The following is a 14,506-nucleotide window of genomic DNA, read 5'->3' as shown; positions in this document are numbered from 1 at the left end:
CCGGGGGAGAGGGGAGCACGCATGAGGTTCAACGGCACCATGCGCCGCGGAATCGGCGGCACGGCAGCCGCGGTCGCCGCGATGGCCGCGCTCGCCGCGTCCCAGGCACCGGGACTCGTCCGCCACGAACAGACCGCGAAGGAGCGCCAGGAGGCCGACGAGATCAAGTGGTCGCATGTGCCCAACGACGACTCCTACCACACCGAACTGCCGCCGCTGCAGCAGCCGAAGCCGCCGAAGGCAGGTGTGAGGCAGAGCCCGGCCGTCGCCCGGTCCTGGGCCGAGGCGGGCATCCCGGCCACGGTGCTCGCCGCCTACCGCAAGGCGGAGAGCGTGCTCGGCCGCACCGACCCCGGATGCCGCCTGCCGTGGCAGTTACTCGCGGCGATCGGCAAGGTCGAGTCCGGCCAGGCCGGCGGGGGCCGGGTCGACGCCCACGGTACGACGCTGAGCCCGATCCTCGGGCCGGTGCTCAACGGCTCGGGCTTCGCCAACATCCCGGACACCGACGGCGGCGCGTACGACGGTGACAGGACGTACGACCGGGCGGTCGGCCCGATGCAGTTCATCCCCTCCACCTGGGCCCATTGGGGCAAGGACGGAAACGGCGACGGCCGCCGCGATCCGAGCAACGTCTACGACGCCGCCCTGGCCGCCGGGTACTACCTCTGTGCCGGACCGCGCAATCTGTCGGTGAAGGCCGATCTGGACCGGGCGATCCTCAGCTACAACCACTCGGACACCTATCTGCGCACCGTGCTGTCCTGGCTGGAGTTCTACCGCAAGGGCATCCACCCGGTGGCCGACGGCAAGGGCCCCGCACCGAAGAGCCCCGGCGCGGGCGGACCGAACAAGCCGACGCACCCGGTGGGCGGCCCCGGTGCCCCCGGCGGCGGCATCATCGTGGGCCCGCAGCCCGGCGGTTCGCCCGGCCCCTCGTCATCGGCGTCCCCGAAGCCCACCGGATCGCCGACCGGTTCCCCGGACCCGAGCGGTTCCCCGGACCCCACCGATCCGGGCGGCTCCCCCGATCCGACCGACAGCGGACCGGCCTCCCCGGACCCCGGTACGTCGAGCCCCGACCCCAGTACCTCGCCACCCGACCCGGGCTGTCCGACGGACTCCGCATCCCCCGATCCGACCGACTCGGCCGGAGCCACCGAGTCCCCGTCGCCCGACCCGGGAACCAGCGAGGACCCGTGCGCCACGCCGTCGGGCTCAGCGTCCGCCGGCTGACAGCACCTCGGCCAGGTCGTACCGCACCACCTCTTCCAGCTGCGCGTAGGTGCAGCTGTCCGGGGCGCGGTCCGGCCGCCACCGGCGGAACTGGGCGGTGTGCCGGAAACGGTCGCCCTCCATGTGGTCGTACGCCACCTCACAGACCCGCTCCGGGCGCAGCGCCACCCACGACCGGTCCTTCTTCCCGGACCAGCGGCTCGGCGTCCCGGGCAGCCGGGCGTGCCCGTGCGCCTCGGCGTCCGCCCAGGCCGCCCACGGATGGCCGGCGAATTCGATGCGCAGCGGCTCCAGCTCCGCGACCAGCTCCTCGCGCCGCTTCATCGAGAAGGCCGCACAGACTCCGACGTGCTGCAGTGCGCCATCGGAGTCGTACAGGCCCAGCAACAGCGAGCCGACGACCGGGCCGCTCTTGTGGAAGCGGTATCCCGCCACCACGCAGTCGGCGGTCCGCTCGTGCTTGATCTTGTACATCACCCGGGTGTCGGGGCGATACGGCAGATCGAGCGGTTTGGCGACCACACCGTCGAGCCCCGCGCCCTCGTACCGTTCGAACCACTCCTGGGCGAGGGCCGGATCCGTGGTCGCCGGTGCGAGATGGACGGGTGCCGACGCACCGGACAGGGCCGCCTCCAGAACGGCGCGCCGGTCGGACTGCCTGGTGGAGAGCAGCGAATCGTCGCCCACCGCCAGGATGTCGAAGGCGACGAGACTGGCCGGGGCCTGCTCGGAGAGCAGCCGCACCCGGGAATCGGCGGGGTGGATGCGCTCGCTGAGCCGGTCGAAATCCAGCCGGCCGTCGTACGCGATCACGATCTCGCCGTCGATCACACAGCGCGGCGGCAGATTGTCCCGGACGGCGGTGACCAACTCGGGGAAGTAGCGGGTGAGCGGCTTTCCGGTGCGGCTGCCGATCACCACCTCGTCGCCGTCGCGGTGCACGATCGCTCGGAAGCCGTCCCACTTGGCCTCGTACTGCATACCGGGCGGGATCTTCGAGACGGACTTGGCGAGCATCGGCTTCACAGGCGGCATCACCGGCAGATCCATGGCCCCGATTCTTGCCCAAGGGTGGACATACGTCTCCCGATATGCGGCATATGTGAGCCAGGCCTACCGTGACCGTCATGGGTGCAGCGGGGAAAGCGGTGGAGCTGGAAGCCGACGGACGGGCCGTAAGGCTGTCCAGTCCGGACAAGGTCTACTTCCCGGAGAAGGGCTACACGAAGAGGGACGTGGCCGAGTACTTCCTGGCCGTGGGCCCCGGCATCACGCGCGCCCTGCGCAATCGGCCGACCACCCTCCAGCGCTTCGTGGACGGTGTCGAAGGCGAGTTCTTCTACCAGAAGCGGGCCCCGAAGAACCTCCCCGACTGGATCCCCACCGCCAGGATCGCGTTCCCCAGCGGCCGGCAGGCCGACGAGATCTGCCCCACCGAGCTCGCCGCCGTCATCTGGGCCGCCAACCTGGGCACGCTCACCTTCCACCCCTGGCCGGTCCGGAGCGCCGACACCGACCATCCGGACGAGCTGCGCATCGACCTCGACCCACAGCCCGGTACGGACTACGCCGACGCGGTGAGGGCCGCCCATGAGCTGCGGTCCGTGCTCGACGACCACGGTCTGCGCGGCTGGCCCAAGACCTCCGGCGGCCGGGGCATCCATGTCTTCGTACCCATCGAGCCGCAGTGGACCTTCACCGAGGTCCGGCGCGCCGCCATCGCCGCCGGGCGCGAACTGGAACGCAGGATGCCGGACCGGGTGACCACCGCCTGGTGGAAGGAGGAGCGCGGCGAGCGGATCTTCGTCGACTTCAACCAGACCGCCCGCGACCGCACGATCGCCTCCGCCTACTCCGTACGCCCCTTTCCGCACGCCCCGGTCTCCGCCCCGCTGCGCTGGGAGGAGATCGACGACGCCGAACCGGGCGACTTCGACATCAGGACCATGCCGAAGCGCTACGCGGAGGTGGGCGACGCGCACGCGGACATGGACGAGCACGCCTTCCGGCTCGACGGGCTGCTGGAGCAGGCGGACCGGGACGAGCGGGAGCGCGGCCTCGGCGACATGCCGTACCCGCCGGAATACCCGAAGATGCCGGGTGAACCTAAACGGGTCCAGCCGAGCAGGGCCCGGCACGACGCGGACGGCGATGCATGAGCGCACCCGACCTGGAGCCCTCCGCACCGCACGGAGTACACGGCCGGCCGCCGAGCCGTGGCCAGAGATGGGCCGCGTACAAGAACTCGCCGTACTTCCCCGCAACCGTCCTGCTGTTCATCGTCGCTGCCGCCGCGGGACTCTTCGCCGGCTCCTACACCTACGCGATGGCCAACCCGACCCCCCACCAGATCCCGACCGCCGTGGTCAGCCGGCCGGAGACGGAGCGCGGCAAGGAATTCGTCGCCGCCATGGACAAGGCGCTCGACGCCTCGCTCGTCATCCACGTGTTCGCGACACCGGCACAGGCCCGCGAATCACTGGAGGAACAGGAGGTCTTCGCGATCATACGGTCGAACAACCGTGGTGTGGCACTGGACGTCGCCGGTGCCTCCGGTGCCGCCGTCGCCCAGTTGCTCACCGAATCCGCGGCGAAGGTGGGGTCCGAGCTCGGTGTGCCGGTTGCGGTCACGGACGTCAAACCACTGCAGAAGGGTGACCCGCGCGGTCTCGCCCTCTTCTACATCTCGCTCGCCGCCGTCATCGTCGGCTTCGTCGGCGCGATCCAGCTGAATGTGCACGTCCCCGATCTGATCCCGCTGGAACGGATCGCGTTCACCATCGCCTACGCCGTGCTCGGCGGGTTCGCCATCACCGCGGTGGTGGACTGGTGGCTGGGCGCGGTCGATCTGCCGTTCTTCGAGTCCTGGCTGATCCTGTTGTTCACGATGTTCACCTCGGGCATGGTCTTCACCATGTTCAACACCCTGATGGGGCGCTGGGCCATGATCCCGACCTGGGGCCTCATGGTGATCCTCGGGAACCCCTCCTCCGGCGGCGCGGTGTCCTGGCCGCTGCTGCCGTCGCTGCTCGGACGCATCGGGCGCTGGCTGCCGCCCGGTGCCGCCGTCAACGCCCAGCACACCGCGGTCTACTACCAGGGCCACCAGCGGATCTTCCCGTTCCTGGTCCTCGCCGGCTGGTCGCTGGTCTCCTGCACGGTGTTCTGGGTACGGCGCCACCGGCACCCGGGAGGCCGTGACCACATGCCTCAGCATGCGGTCACGGCCACCTGACGCCGGTCCGGGCTACAGCTCCTTGACCCGGATGTCGCGGTACGAGACCACGTCCGTGGTGCTGTGGACCTGGAGTCCGATGTAACCGGAGGCGTACCGCCGGCCGTCGGTGCCCGGATCGTCGCCCCGCGGCGGCTCGAAGACCTGGCCGCCGTTGTTGTCGAACTCGTTCAGCAGGACACCGTTGCGGTAGACCGAGTAATGCTGGTCCACCACCCGGATCTCGTAGTCGTTCCAGGTGCCCTTGGGGGTGACCCCGGCACCGGCCAGACCGATCCGGTCGAAGCCGTAGATCGAGCCGGTCTTGTACATGTCGCCGTCCGGACGGTCGAGGATCTGCACCTCATGGCCGTACTTGATGGCGACCCACTCCGGACGTGACTCCTCCGGGTTGTCGTGGACGTTCGGGAAGCGGACGAACACACCGCTGTTGGCGTTGCCCGTGCCGGGGGCGTCGTCGCGCCACTGGAGCTTGAGCGAGAAGTCGCCGTACTGCCGGCCCGGGAACCAGAGCATGCCCATGCCGTCCACCGTGGTGGAGCTGGTGATCGTGCCGTCCGGATTGAGCCCGAACTTGCCGCCACCCACGTGTTGCCACTTGGCGAACGACTCCGCCGTGCCGTCGAAGAGCTTCTTGTAGCCCTCGTCCTGGCCCGGCTTGCCGATCCCCGACTGCTTCGCCGCCCGGTAGATCTTCCTGTGCTCGCGTGCGTCGATCACACCGGCGGCGAGCAGCTTGTCGAGGACGCTGTCGACGTGCTTGAGGAACAGGGCGTGCGACGACCAGTCCTTCTCGTCCTCGATCAGCTCATTGATCGTGCAGCGGTTGCCGGTGATGCGGTTGGGCACCCCGGTGTCGACCGTGCCGACGATGACGGTGAGCCGCTCGTCGAACTCCGGGCAGTTCGGCGCCGGTACGCCCCCGCTCTCCGCGACGGTGAACGACACCTGCTTGGCCACGGAGGTGTTGCCGGCCCTGTCCGTCGCCCGGTGGGCGACGGTGTGATAGCCGACGCGGTCGACGATGACGGTGGTGGTGTACGCGAGGTACGGGCCACCGTCGAGCGAGTACTCGACCTTGTCCACGCCCGATTCGGCGTCGGTCGCGGTGACCGTCACCTTGGCGCTGGTGATGTAGGCGTTGTCGGAGTTCTTGTCGCCCTCGACCTCGGCCGAGGTCTCCGGCGGCGTCTTGTCCTGCGTCGGCGGTGCGACGACCGTGAAGTCGACCGACTTCTCGGCCGCCGCGTTGCCGGCCTTGTCGGTGGCCCGGTAGCGGACCTGGTGCGTGCCGGTCTCGTGCACCATCACGGGCGCGGTGTACGGCTGCCAGGCGCCGTCGGCCCCGATTGCGTACTCGATGGTGTTGACGCCGGACCCGGTGTCGGAGGCGGTCACGGTGACCGTCGCCATCCCCAGGTACTGCCCCTGGTCGTCCTTCTCACCGGACACGGTCGCCGAGGTCTCCGGCGGCGTCTTGTCGTCCGTCGGCGGCGCGGCGACCGCGAAGTCGACCGGCTTCTCCGCTGCCGTGTTGCCTGCCTTGTCGGTGGCGCGGTACCGGATCGTGTGCGTCCCGACCTCGTTCACCACGATCGGTGCGGTGTACGGCTGCCAGGCGCCGTCGGCCCCGACCGCGTACTCGACGGTGTCGACACCGGAGCTGTCGTCGGTCGCCGAGAGAGTGACCGTCGCCTGACCGATGTACGCGCCGTCGGCGTTCTTGTCGCCGTCGACCTTCGCAGAGGTCTCGGGCGCGGTGGTGTCCGTACCACCGCCGTCCGTCACAGTCAGAATGCCCTGCATCGCCTCGTGCCCCGGCATGGTGCAGTGGTAGAAGTACCGGCCGGGGGAGAGCGTGACCTCGGCGGTGTGCTTGCCGCCCTGGTCGTCTGCCGGGTTGGCCAGGATGTTCAGCGCGACGTCGTCGTTGAACTCCGGGTCCGAGACGCTGAAGGTGAGGGTGTGCGGCATCCCCGTGGTGTTGCCGGTCGCCGCGCTGTTCTCGAAGACGATGGTCGCCTTGCCGGCCACCGCGGTCTTCGGAGCGGACAGATAGTGGTCGATGGGGTCGCCCGCCGTCCAGGTGAGGACCTGGTCGGCCGCCGCAGCGGCGGGAGCCGCCGTACGGCCGTAGGCCGCCGTCGAGGTCAGCCCCAGCACCATCAGGAACGAACCCAGCAGGGCGAGCCACAGCCGCTTGGGCCGGTGCCGCTGTCGCGAAAAGATCGAACGGTGTCTCACTGCACTGCCGCCTTCCTGGCCAGATCCTCGGCGGCCGGGGTCGGACCGCCGCCCTTGTACGTCACACGCCACAGCGCGGACTTGGAGTCGGAGGTGAAGAAGCCGCGCCCGTAGTCGAGGACGTACAGCGAACCGTCCGGGGCGAACTTCCAGTCCATCAGGTTGCGGATGCCGTCCGCGCCGACCGGGACGATCTTCTTCAGGGACTCGGCGTGTGTGGGCAGACCGCCCTTGCCGACCGTCTTCGGGTCGGTGAGCACGGCGTGCCGCGGCTGGGTGCCGTCGTAGAAGTCACCGACGAACCATTTGCCGTCCCAGTAGGAGGGCCACTTGTCGGCGCTGGTGCTTGCCGCGTCGTACCGGTAGACCGGGCCGTTCATCGTGGCCTGACCGCCGCCCTTGAGCCACGGCAGCAGCTCCTTCTGCTCCTCCACCTTGTAGCTCGGGATGCCGTTCGCGTCGCGCGGATAGTCCACGCCACCGCCCTGCGGCGAGTACCAGATGGTGTTGGACGTGATCGGCGGCAGGTTCACCAGGCCGTCGTTGTTCGGAGACTCGTTCTTGGGGTGGTCGCAGTCGTACCAGCCGAGCGGCTTGCTCGGGTCGGGCAGATTGCGGTCCCGGTAGGGCTGCTTGTTGCCCATGCAGTACGGCCAGCCGTGGTTGCCCGCCTTGGTGATCGCGGCGAACGTGTCGTACTTGGCCGGACCCCAGGTGGCGCTCGGCGAGCCCGCGTCGGGGCCGACCCAGCCCGCGTACAGCGTGTCGGTGGTCTTGTCGACGGAGATCCGGGCCGGGTTGCGCACCCCCATCACATAGATCTCTCCGCGGGTCTTGCCGCCGCCTTCATCGGGCTCCTTGCCGGTGAAGAGATTGCCCTCGGGCAGTGTGTACGTGCCGTCGTCCTCGGGGTGGATCCGCAGGATCTTCCCGTTGAGGTTGTTCGTGTTGCCCGCGGTGCGCCGGGCATCGGCGAAGGAGACGCCCTTGTAGTTCGGCTGCGGGTTGTTTCCGGAGTAACCGTCGCTGAAACCCGAGGAGTTGTTGTCACCGGTCGCGATGTACAGATTGCCCTTGGAGTCCCAGGCCATCCCGCCGCCCGCATGGCAGCAGCTGTGGATCTGGACGGGCCAGTGCAACAGCACCTTCTCGGAGGACAGATCCAGCTTGTTGGTGGCCGGATCGAGGGTGAAGCGGGAGACCTGACGTACCGCCATCTGCTTGTCGCGGTCGATCTTCGAGTGGGGCGTGTAGTGCAGATACACCCAGCCGTTCTTCTCGAAGTCCGGGTCCAGCTCGATCCCGAGCAGCCCCTCCTCGACCTTGACCAGTTCGTCGCCGCCGCCCTTGTTGCCGAAGATCGTCAGCTCACCGGCGAGGGTGACCTTCTTGGTCTTCGGGTCGTAGACATGGATCTGTCCCAGACCCTTGCCGATGTCCTGGTTGTTCCAGTCGGTGACGACCGGCTTGCTGCTGTCGGCGCCACCGCGCCCGATGTACAGCACCCGTCCGTCCGGGGCGACAACCAGGCCGTGCGGCTCGCCGATCTGGTCGTTCTGGCCCGGCTGATTGGGCTGGGTGACGCGCTCCGCCTTGTAGTTGGAGGTGATCGTCGCCTTGCAGTCGGCCTGCGAGATCCGCGTCGTCCAGTCGAGCGCGCCGCGCAGATGGTCGCGGAAGTCGGTCTCCGCGAAGCTGTCGGCCGTACCGCCCATCGCCGTGTAGAAGGACCTGCCGCCGTCGTAGTCCCGGCACCAGGAGACCGGGTGGTCCCAGCCGTTGGCGCTCGTGCCCGGCTTGTACGTGATCTCCCGGACGCGCGCCACGGTGTGCACATCACCGGACGGATTCTTCGTCCAGTTGAGCCACTTGTCCGGGCGCTTCCACTCCAGCGGCAGGTTCTTGGTCGCCGGATGCTGCCGGTCTCCGATCTCAACCGTCGCACGTTGCACGTTGGTTGGACTGCCGGCTGCCGGACGGGCTCCGATCAGACCGGTGAACCAGTCCGAGTACGGCTCGGTGCGCGCCGCGTCGTGGATGCCGAGGAATCCGCCGCCCGCCTCCATGTACGCCTCGAGGCCGGCCTCCTGCTCCGGGTCGAGCACATCGCCGCCACCGGTCAGGAAGACGACGGCGTTGTATCTGCCGAGCTGCTTGCCGTTGGTGAAGACGGCAGGGTCGTCGGTGGCGACGGTCCGGAACCGACCGGCCTCCGGCCCGGTGAGCCCGATCTTCTCGATCGCCGCGATCCCGGCGTCGACGGTCGGGGACTCCTCGGTGGCGGAGGCATGGAACACCAGCACCTTGACGTTGGCGCCGCCCGGTGGCGATGGCAGCGACAACGTTGTCGCAAGGCTTCGCGGAGGTTCCGGATAGGGTCTGGCGCTGGCGGCGTTGCCGCCGAGCAGGGAAGCGGTCAGTGCGCCGGCTGCCAGGGCCGCCGCAAGTCCGCGTCGCGATCTGGACCTGTGATGTGGTGTGCGCTGCATGTGGTCACCCACCCCTCTTTGGTCACTGCAACAGCGGATGAAGCTAGACCTCTTTTCGCGGCTCGCCAATAGTTATGGCAGCAATGGCACGAACTTTGTCCTGGGTGTGGATAAACGAAGATCCCCCGGCTACGGTGTGGGCCGTCCGGGGGGCACGTGTGCCCCGCCAACCTCTGCTACCTCTGAAGCCGCCGCAATCCCCGTAACCTCCGTAATCTCCGCGGTCTACGCAGTCTCCGCGTTCTGGGCAAGTTCGCAAAAAACTCCGTAAATTCCTTAGTGCAGTGGGGAGTTCGACATGGATAGAAGGAGCTTCAACCGGCGGATTCTGGTCGGCGGTGGGGTGGCGGCCGCCACCGGCGTGACATCGTTGTCGCTAGGTACGATCGAGGCCAGCTCGGCGGAACCCCCGCCCAAGACCGCCCCGGCCGGAGGCGTCGTCCGCCATCTCAAGCTGTACGCGGAGAAGCTGGCGGACGGTCAGATGGGATACGGCCTGGAGAAGGGCAAGGCGTCGATCCCGGGACCGCTCATCGAGATCAACGAGGGCGACACCCTGCACATCGAGTTCGAGAACGTCATGGATGTGCCGGCCAGCCTTCATGCGCACGGCGTCGACTACGACATCGCGAGCGACGGCACCCGGATGAACAAGAGCATCGTCGAACCGGGCGGCACCCGCACGTACACCTGGCGCACCCATGCGCCGGGCCGGCGCAAGGACGGCACCTGGCAGCCGGGCAGTGCGGGCTACTGGCACTACCACGACCATGTCGTCGGTACGGATCACGGCACCGGCGGTATCCGAAAAGGCCTGTACGGTCCGGTGATCGTCCGGCGCAAGGGTGACATCCTGCCGGACAAGACGATCACGATCGTCTTCAACGACATGACGATCAACAACAAGGCGGCCCACAAGGCACCCGACTTCGAGGCCACGGTGGGGGACCGGCTCGAAGTGGTCATGATCACGCACGGCGACTACTACCACACGTTCCACGTCCACGGTCATCGCTGGGCGGACAACCGGACCGGTCTGCTCACCGGCCCCGACGACCCGAGCCGCGTCGTCGACACAAAGATCGTCGGCCCGGCGGACTCCTTCGGCTTCCAGGTCATCGCGGGCGAACACGTCGGCGCCGGTGCCTGGATGTACCACTGCCATGTGCAGAGCCACTCCGACATGGGTATGGCCGGACTGCTGCTGGTCGCCAAGGCGGACGGCACCGTGCCGGGGTACGACCCGCACGACATGACGACCCACGACACGGCCGCGCCGGACAAGACGGCGCCGGACAAGACGGCGCCGGACAAGACGGCGCCGGACAAGACCGCGCCGGACAAGACCGCGCCGGACAAGACCGCGCCGGACAAGACCGCGCCGGACAAGACCGCGCCGGACAAGACCGCGCCGGACAAGACCGCGCCGGACAAGACCGCGCCGGACAAGACCGCGCCGGACAAGACCGATTCGGGTGACACCGCGCCCGGCAAGACGGCGAAGGAGTCGGCCGCCCACGGCCCGGCGGCGCACGGGTCCTGACGCAGTCAGTTCTCCGACACCGCTCCGGCTGCTTCGGCCGTTCCGGTGGTGAGGCGCAGCTGTTCCTCCTCGACGATGCGTCGGGCCAGAGCCCCGTCCGACACATCCATGGCGTCCGGCGTCGTCTCGGCGACGTCGCTGCGCCGTGCGTACAGGTCGAACAGCCGCTCCTTGCGGGCCAGGATGTTCAGCATCCGCTCGTCGACGCTGTCGGCCGCGAGGAGCCGGTGCACCTGGACGGTCCGTATCTGACCCATCCGATGCGCGCGGGCCACCGCCTGGTGCTCCATCGTCGGCTTGATCTGCGGTTCGCAGATGATGACGACGGAGGCAGCCTGCATGTTCAGTCCGACACCGCCCGCCTGGATCTGGCTCAGCAGGACGGCATGGCCCTCGACGGCACCGAACCGGTCGATCATCCCCTGGCGCCGGGCAGCCGGGAGACTCCCGGAGAGCGGCCCGAACACACCCGTTCCCAGGGCCCGTTGGACCGTGAGCAGCACTTCTCGGAAGTACGAGAACACGATGACCTTGAGGCCGTTGTCCGCGGCCTCTGCGACCAGCTCGCGCAGCCGGTTCAGTTTCGCGGACGTGGCGGGCCGGGCGTACGCGGCACGGCGCATTCGCATGAACTGCCCGGCGCCCACCGCCTCGCGGTAGGCATCGAGATCGTCGTCGCTGAACTCCTCCCACTCGTCGACCTGCACCAGCGCCGGGAGTTCGGTCAGCACATCCTCCTGATTGCGCCGCAGATAGGCCGGGGCGACGGCCCTGCGGAACGCGTGCGAACCGGCGGCCCCATGGGTGGTGTGGATCGAGGGCGCCAGTTCGGGCTGAAGATGGCGGACGAGGCTGCGGAACTCCTCGACCCGGTTCTCCATCGGCGTACCGGTCAGGAACAGCACCCGTTCGGTGCGTTGCGTCCAGCCGGACACCGCCCGGGAGCGGCGGGTCTCGGGGTTCTTGACGTAGTGCGCCTCGTCGACCACCAGCATGCCGGGCCTCATGCCGCAGTCCCGGGGGGCCGGCAGGGTGTGCAGGGCATCGAACGTGGTGAGGGCGACCCCGCCGGTCTCGCGCCACTCGGCGAAGGCGCCGTGCCGCTCGGGGCCGTGCACCGGCAGCGCGCGCAGGGTGGAGCGGGAACGGACCTCGCGCGCCCAGTTGATGAGCACGCTCGCCGGGCAGACCACCAGGAAGTGTGTCTCGCCCCGCGCCGAGAGGTGCGCGAGCGCGGCAATGGCCTGGACGGTCTTGCCGAGCCCCATCTCGTCGCCGAGGATCACCCGCTTCTGCGCGAGCGCGAACCGGGCGCCGAACGACTGGTAGCCGCGCAGGGAGACGCGCAGATGGGCGTCGTCCAGCCGCAGACCGCGTACCCGGTGCGCGATTCCGGACGGGAGGAACCCCTCGGCCGCGTCCCGGTCGGGGTTGGTGCCCGACATCTCGGCGAGCAGGCTGTAGTACTCGGCGGACCGCAGCTCGAAGTCGACCCACGCCGCGACGTCCGACTCCGTGTCCCGCAGCAGATCGACCGACACCTGCCCGAACAGCAGGGGAAACCCGCGCGCAGCCGCTTCGGCGACGGCGGCCCGTACCGAGGCGACGGCCTCCAGTGCCTGGGCGCGGGCGTGGCGCCGGGTGAACAGCATGCGCAGCCGCCCCCGCGCAGGCCCGGCCGCGGCGAGCAAGGGCTCAAGACGCCCGATGAGCCGGCCCGCCGCATCGACGGCCCGGCGGACGTCCGGACCGGCCTCGACCAGCCGGTGCAGTGCGGTGACCAGCGCGGTCGTGGATTCGTCCGGGGTGTCCACGTCTATCCGGACCGCGACGGTGTCCCGCACCGCGTGGGCGATCTGCCCGGCCGCGGCCAACGCCTGGTCGGCGGTCTGAGCACCGACCCCGGGGATCTGGCGGAGCTCGTAACGGTTCGCCTCGTGGACCTGGCCGACGGTCGTGAAGCCGGCCTGTTCGACCGCGCCGAGCCGCAGTCTGCCCTCGGTGACGTCCTTGAGTCTGGACACCGGGATGGCCGACAGTTCGCGACGGATGAGCGAGTCGAGCAGCGGAGTGAGCGCTGTGTGCACCGCATCGACGGCGCGGGCATGATCGGCCAGCACCGCGCGCGCCGTGTCCAGCAGCCGCTCGGCCTGCGCCAGCAGCTCCCGGGCGTCCCTTCCCGCGGGCGCCCCCGCCTCCGTCGGTCCGGCCTCTGTCATGTACGTTCCTCTGTCCGCGCAGCCCGGCTGCCGTCCTGCCCGGCACCTGCCCCGAGCGATTCATATCGTGCCACGCGGCGCCGACAGTGCCTTCGGTTCAGGGCGTGGGCGGTCGGCGTTCCGCCGGGGACAGCAGCAGGATCTCCAGGGCCCGCGCACAGGAGCGGGCCTGCGACAGGAACAACTCGGTGCGCGCTTTTGTGATCACCGACGGCGTGGCCCGGACCGCGAGAGCGAAGCGAGGTCTTCGATGCCGATGGCGGTGACACCGGCCTGTTTGGCCCAGTTGATGGGGCGGGTCAGGGCGTGGCGGATCTGTGCGTCGCGGTGCGTCCTCGGTCAGACGGACGGACTCCATGGTGCTCCTCGGCAGATTGCGTGAACGGAAGGCTGCGGACATCCGCAGGGACCGGCGGCGCGTTGGCCGAGGACCGGAGGAAGGGCCGCCTACGCGGCATGAGCCTTTCTGGTGGTCATGACGGAGATCATCCATGGGGGCCTGTGCTCGTACGCAATGCGGCGGCGGATACGGGCCATCCGTGTGCCGCCGTTGTACGGCGTACGGCAGCGCGGCCCGCCCGCAGGCCGCGGGCTGCGGTTGTCAGTGCCCGGTGCAAGACTCGGAACGTCAGGAAGGATCGCTGCCACCGCAAGAACGGGCCTCATCGAAGGAGCTCGCCATGCTCACCACCCGTTTTGCCACCGGAGCGCCCAACTGGATCGATCTGGGCACGCCCGACCTCGACGGGGCCATCGCGTTCTACACCGGTCTCTTCGGCTGGGAGTACCTGGCCGGAGGCCCGGAGTCCGGCGGCTACGGCATGTTCACGCTGGACGGGAAGACGGCCGGGGGCGCGATGACGGTCACCGAGGAGCAGGCGAAGCCGTCCTGGTCGGTGTACTTCCAGTCGCCGGACGCCGATGCCACGGCGAGGGCGGTCGAGCTGGCCGGCGGCAGTGTGCCGTTCGCCCCGATGGATGTCCTGGAGTTCGGCAGGATGGCCGGTTTCAAGGACCGGGCGGGGGCGTTCTTCGGCATCTGGGAGCCGAAGGAGAAACCGGGCCTCGGCGTGGTGGGAGTCGCGGGCTCCCTGTGCTGGGCCGAGTTGTACACCCCGGACGTCCCGGCGGCCGCCGCGTTCTACGACTCCGTATTCGGTTGGGAGACCGCGCAGACGCCGTTCCCGGGAGGCGGTGGGTCCTATACCGTGATCCGGACCAGGGACGGTGGCGAGGACGCGAGCTTCGGCGGTCTGGTGCCGCTCAACGCCGTTGCCACACGAGCGGTCGCCGGGCCGCACTGGCTGCCCTACTTCGAGGTCGACGACTGTGACGCCGCCGTCGCGGACGTGGAGCGGCTGGGCGGCAAACTGACGCTGGAACCGATGGAGATGGAAGGCGTGGGCAAGTTCGCCGACGTCGCCGATCCGGACGGGGCGGAATTTGCTCTGATCAAGAGCGCGCAGACGCCGGAAGGCTGACCGGAAGTTTTCGGCGCGCCGCATTGATGAGGCGTTGATCAGTCGTTTATCGCGACCGG

The 14,506-nt window shown here is 69.1% G+C and carries 8 protein-coding genes and 3 pseudogenes; 5 read left to right on the top strand and 6 right to left on the bottom strand.

Annotation, left to right across the window (positions count from 1 at the left end):
* Window positions 1-21 precede the first annotated feature (21 nt).
* Window positions 22-1,236, top strand: a complete 1,215-nt coding sequence (locus tag NRF20_RS07745; RefSeq protein ID WP_398630723.1) for a lytic murein transglycosylase — start codon at window positions 22-24, stop codon at window positions 1,234-1,236.
* Here the strand turns inward: NRF20_RS07745 and NRF20_RS07740 are convergent.
* Window positions 1,219-2,286, bottom strand: a complete 1,068-nt coding sequence (locus NRF20_RS07740; RefSeq protein WP_398630724.1) for an ATP-dependent DNA ligase — start codon at window positions 2,284-2,286, stop codon at window positions 1,219-1,221. The two genes, NRF20_RS07745 and NRF20_RS07740, sit on opposite strands and share 18 nt — an antisense overlap.
* Window positions 2,287-2,384: 98 nt before the next feature.
* Here NRF20_RS07740 and ligD point away from each other — a divergent pair, with 98 nt between their 5' ends.
* The gene (gene ligD, locus NRF20_RS07735; protein WP_398630750.1) at window positions 2,385-3,395 is read left to right on the top strand and encodes a non-homologous end-joining DNA ligase; all 1,011 of its coding nucleotides are present in this window, start codon (window positions 2,385-2,387) and stop codon (window positions 3,393-3,395) included.
* Window positions 3,392-4,471 carry an ABC transporter permease gene (locus NRF20_RS07730; protein ID WP_398630725.1) on the top strand — a complete coding sequence of 360 codons (1,080 nt, stop codon included), beginning with the start codon at window positions 3,392-3,394 and terminating at the stop codon, window positions 4,469-4,471. Before ligD ends, NRF20_RS07730 begins: the two co-directional genes overlap by 4 nt.
* 12 nt (window positions 4,472-4,483) lie before the next feature.
* Here the strand turns inward: NRF20_RS07730 and NRF20_RS07725 are convergent, their stop codons facing one another.
* Both NRF20_RS07725 and NRF20_RS07720 read right to left on the bottom strand, forming a co-directional pair.
* Window positions 4,484-6,637 (bottom strand): OmpL47-type beta-barrel domain-containing protein, encoded by a 2,154-nt coding sequence (locus NRF20_RS07725; RefSeq protein WP_398630751.1) that lies wholly within the window; start codon window positions 6,635-6,637, stop codon window positions 4,484-4,486.
* 74 nt (window positions 6,638-6,711) lie between these two features.
* Complete coding sequence (locus tag NRF20_RS07720) at window positions 6,712-9,204, bottom strand: ThuA domain-containing protein (protein WP_398630726.1); 2,493 nt, start codon at window positions 9,202-9,204, stop codon at window positions 6,712-6,714.
* 298 nt (window positions 9,205-9,502) lie between these two features.
* On the opposite strand from NRF20_RS07720, the pseudogene NRF20_RS07715 reads away from it, so the two are divergent.
* Window positions 9,503-10,454, top strand: a pseudogene (locus NRF20_RS07715) (multicopper oxidase domain-containing protein); the annotation flags it as partial.
* Between the two features lie 52 nt (window positions 10,455-10,506).
* Here NRF20_RS07715 and NRF20_RS07710 read toward each other — a convergent pair.
* The 3 genes and pseudogenes from NRF20_RS07710 to NRF20_RS07700 form a co-directional block, all read right to left on the bottom strand.
* Window positions 10,507-10,686: pseudogene (locus tag NRF20_RS07710) on the bottom strand (pentapeptide repeat-containing protein); the annotation flags it as partial.
* A gap of 66 nt (window positions 10,687-10,752) precedes the next feature.
* Window positions 10,753-12,966 carry a DEAD/DEAH box helicase gene (locus NRF20_RS07705; protein ID WP_398630727.1) on the bottom strand — a complete coding sequence of 738 codons (2,214 nt, stop codon included), beginning with the start codon at window positions 12,964-12,966 and terminating at the stop codon, window positions 10,753-10,755.
* 97 nt (window positions 12,967-13,063) lie between these two features.
* Window positions 13,064-13,207: pseudogene (locus tag NRF20_RS07700) on the bottom strand (IclR family transcriptional regulator); the annotation flags it as partial.
* Window positions 13,208-13,646: 439 nt separating this feature from the next.
* Between NRF20_RS07700 and NRF20_RS07695 the strand changes: the two are divergent.
* Window positions 13,647-14,447 (top strand): VOC family protein, encoded by an 801-nt coding sequence (locus NRF20_RS07695; RefSeq protein ID WP_398630728.1) that lies wholly within the window; start codon window positions 13,647-13,649, stop codon window positions 14,445-14,447.
* The last annotated feature ends 59 nt before the right edge of the window (window positions 14,448-14,506 follow it).

The sequence above is a fragment of the Streptomyces sp. R-74717 genome, assembly GCF_047305335.1.
Lineage (GTDB): Bacteria > Actinomycetota > Actinomycetes > Streptomycetales > Streptomycetaceae > Streptomyces > Streptomyces atratus.
This window is presented reverse-complemented; position numbering and strand designations above follow the sequence as displayed.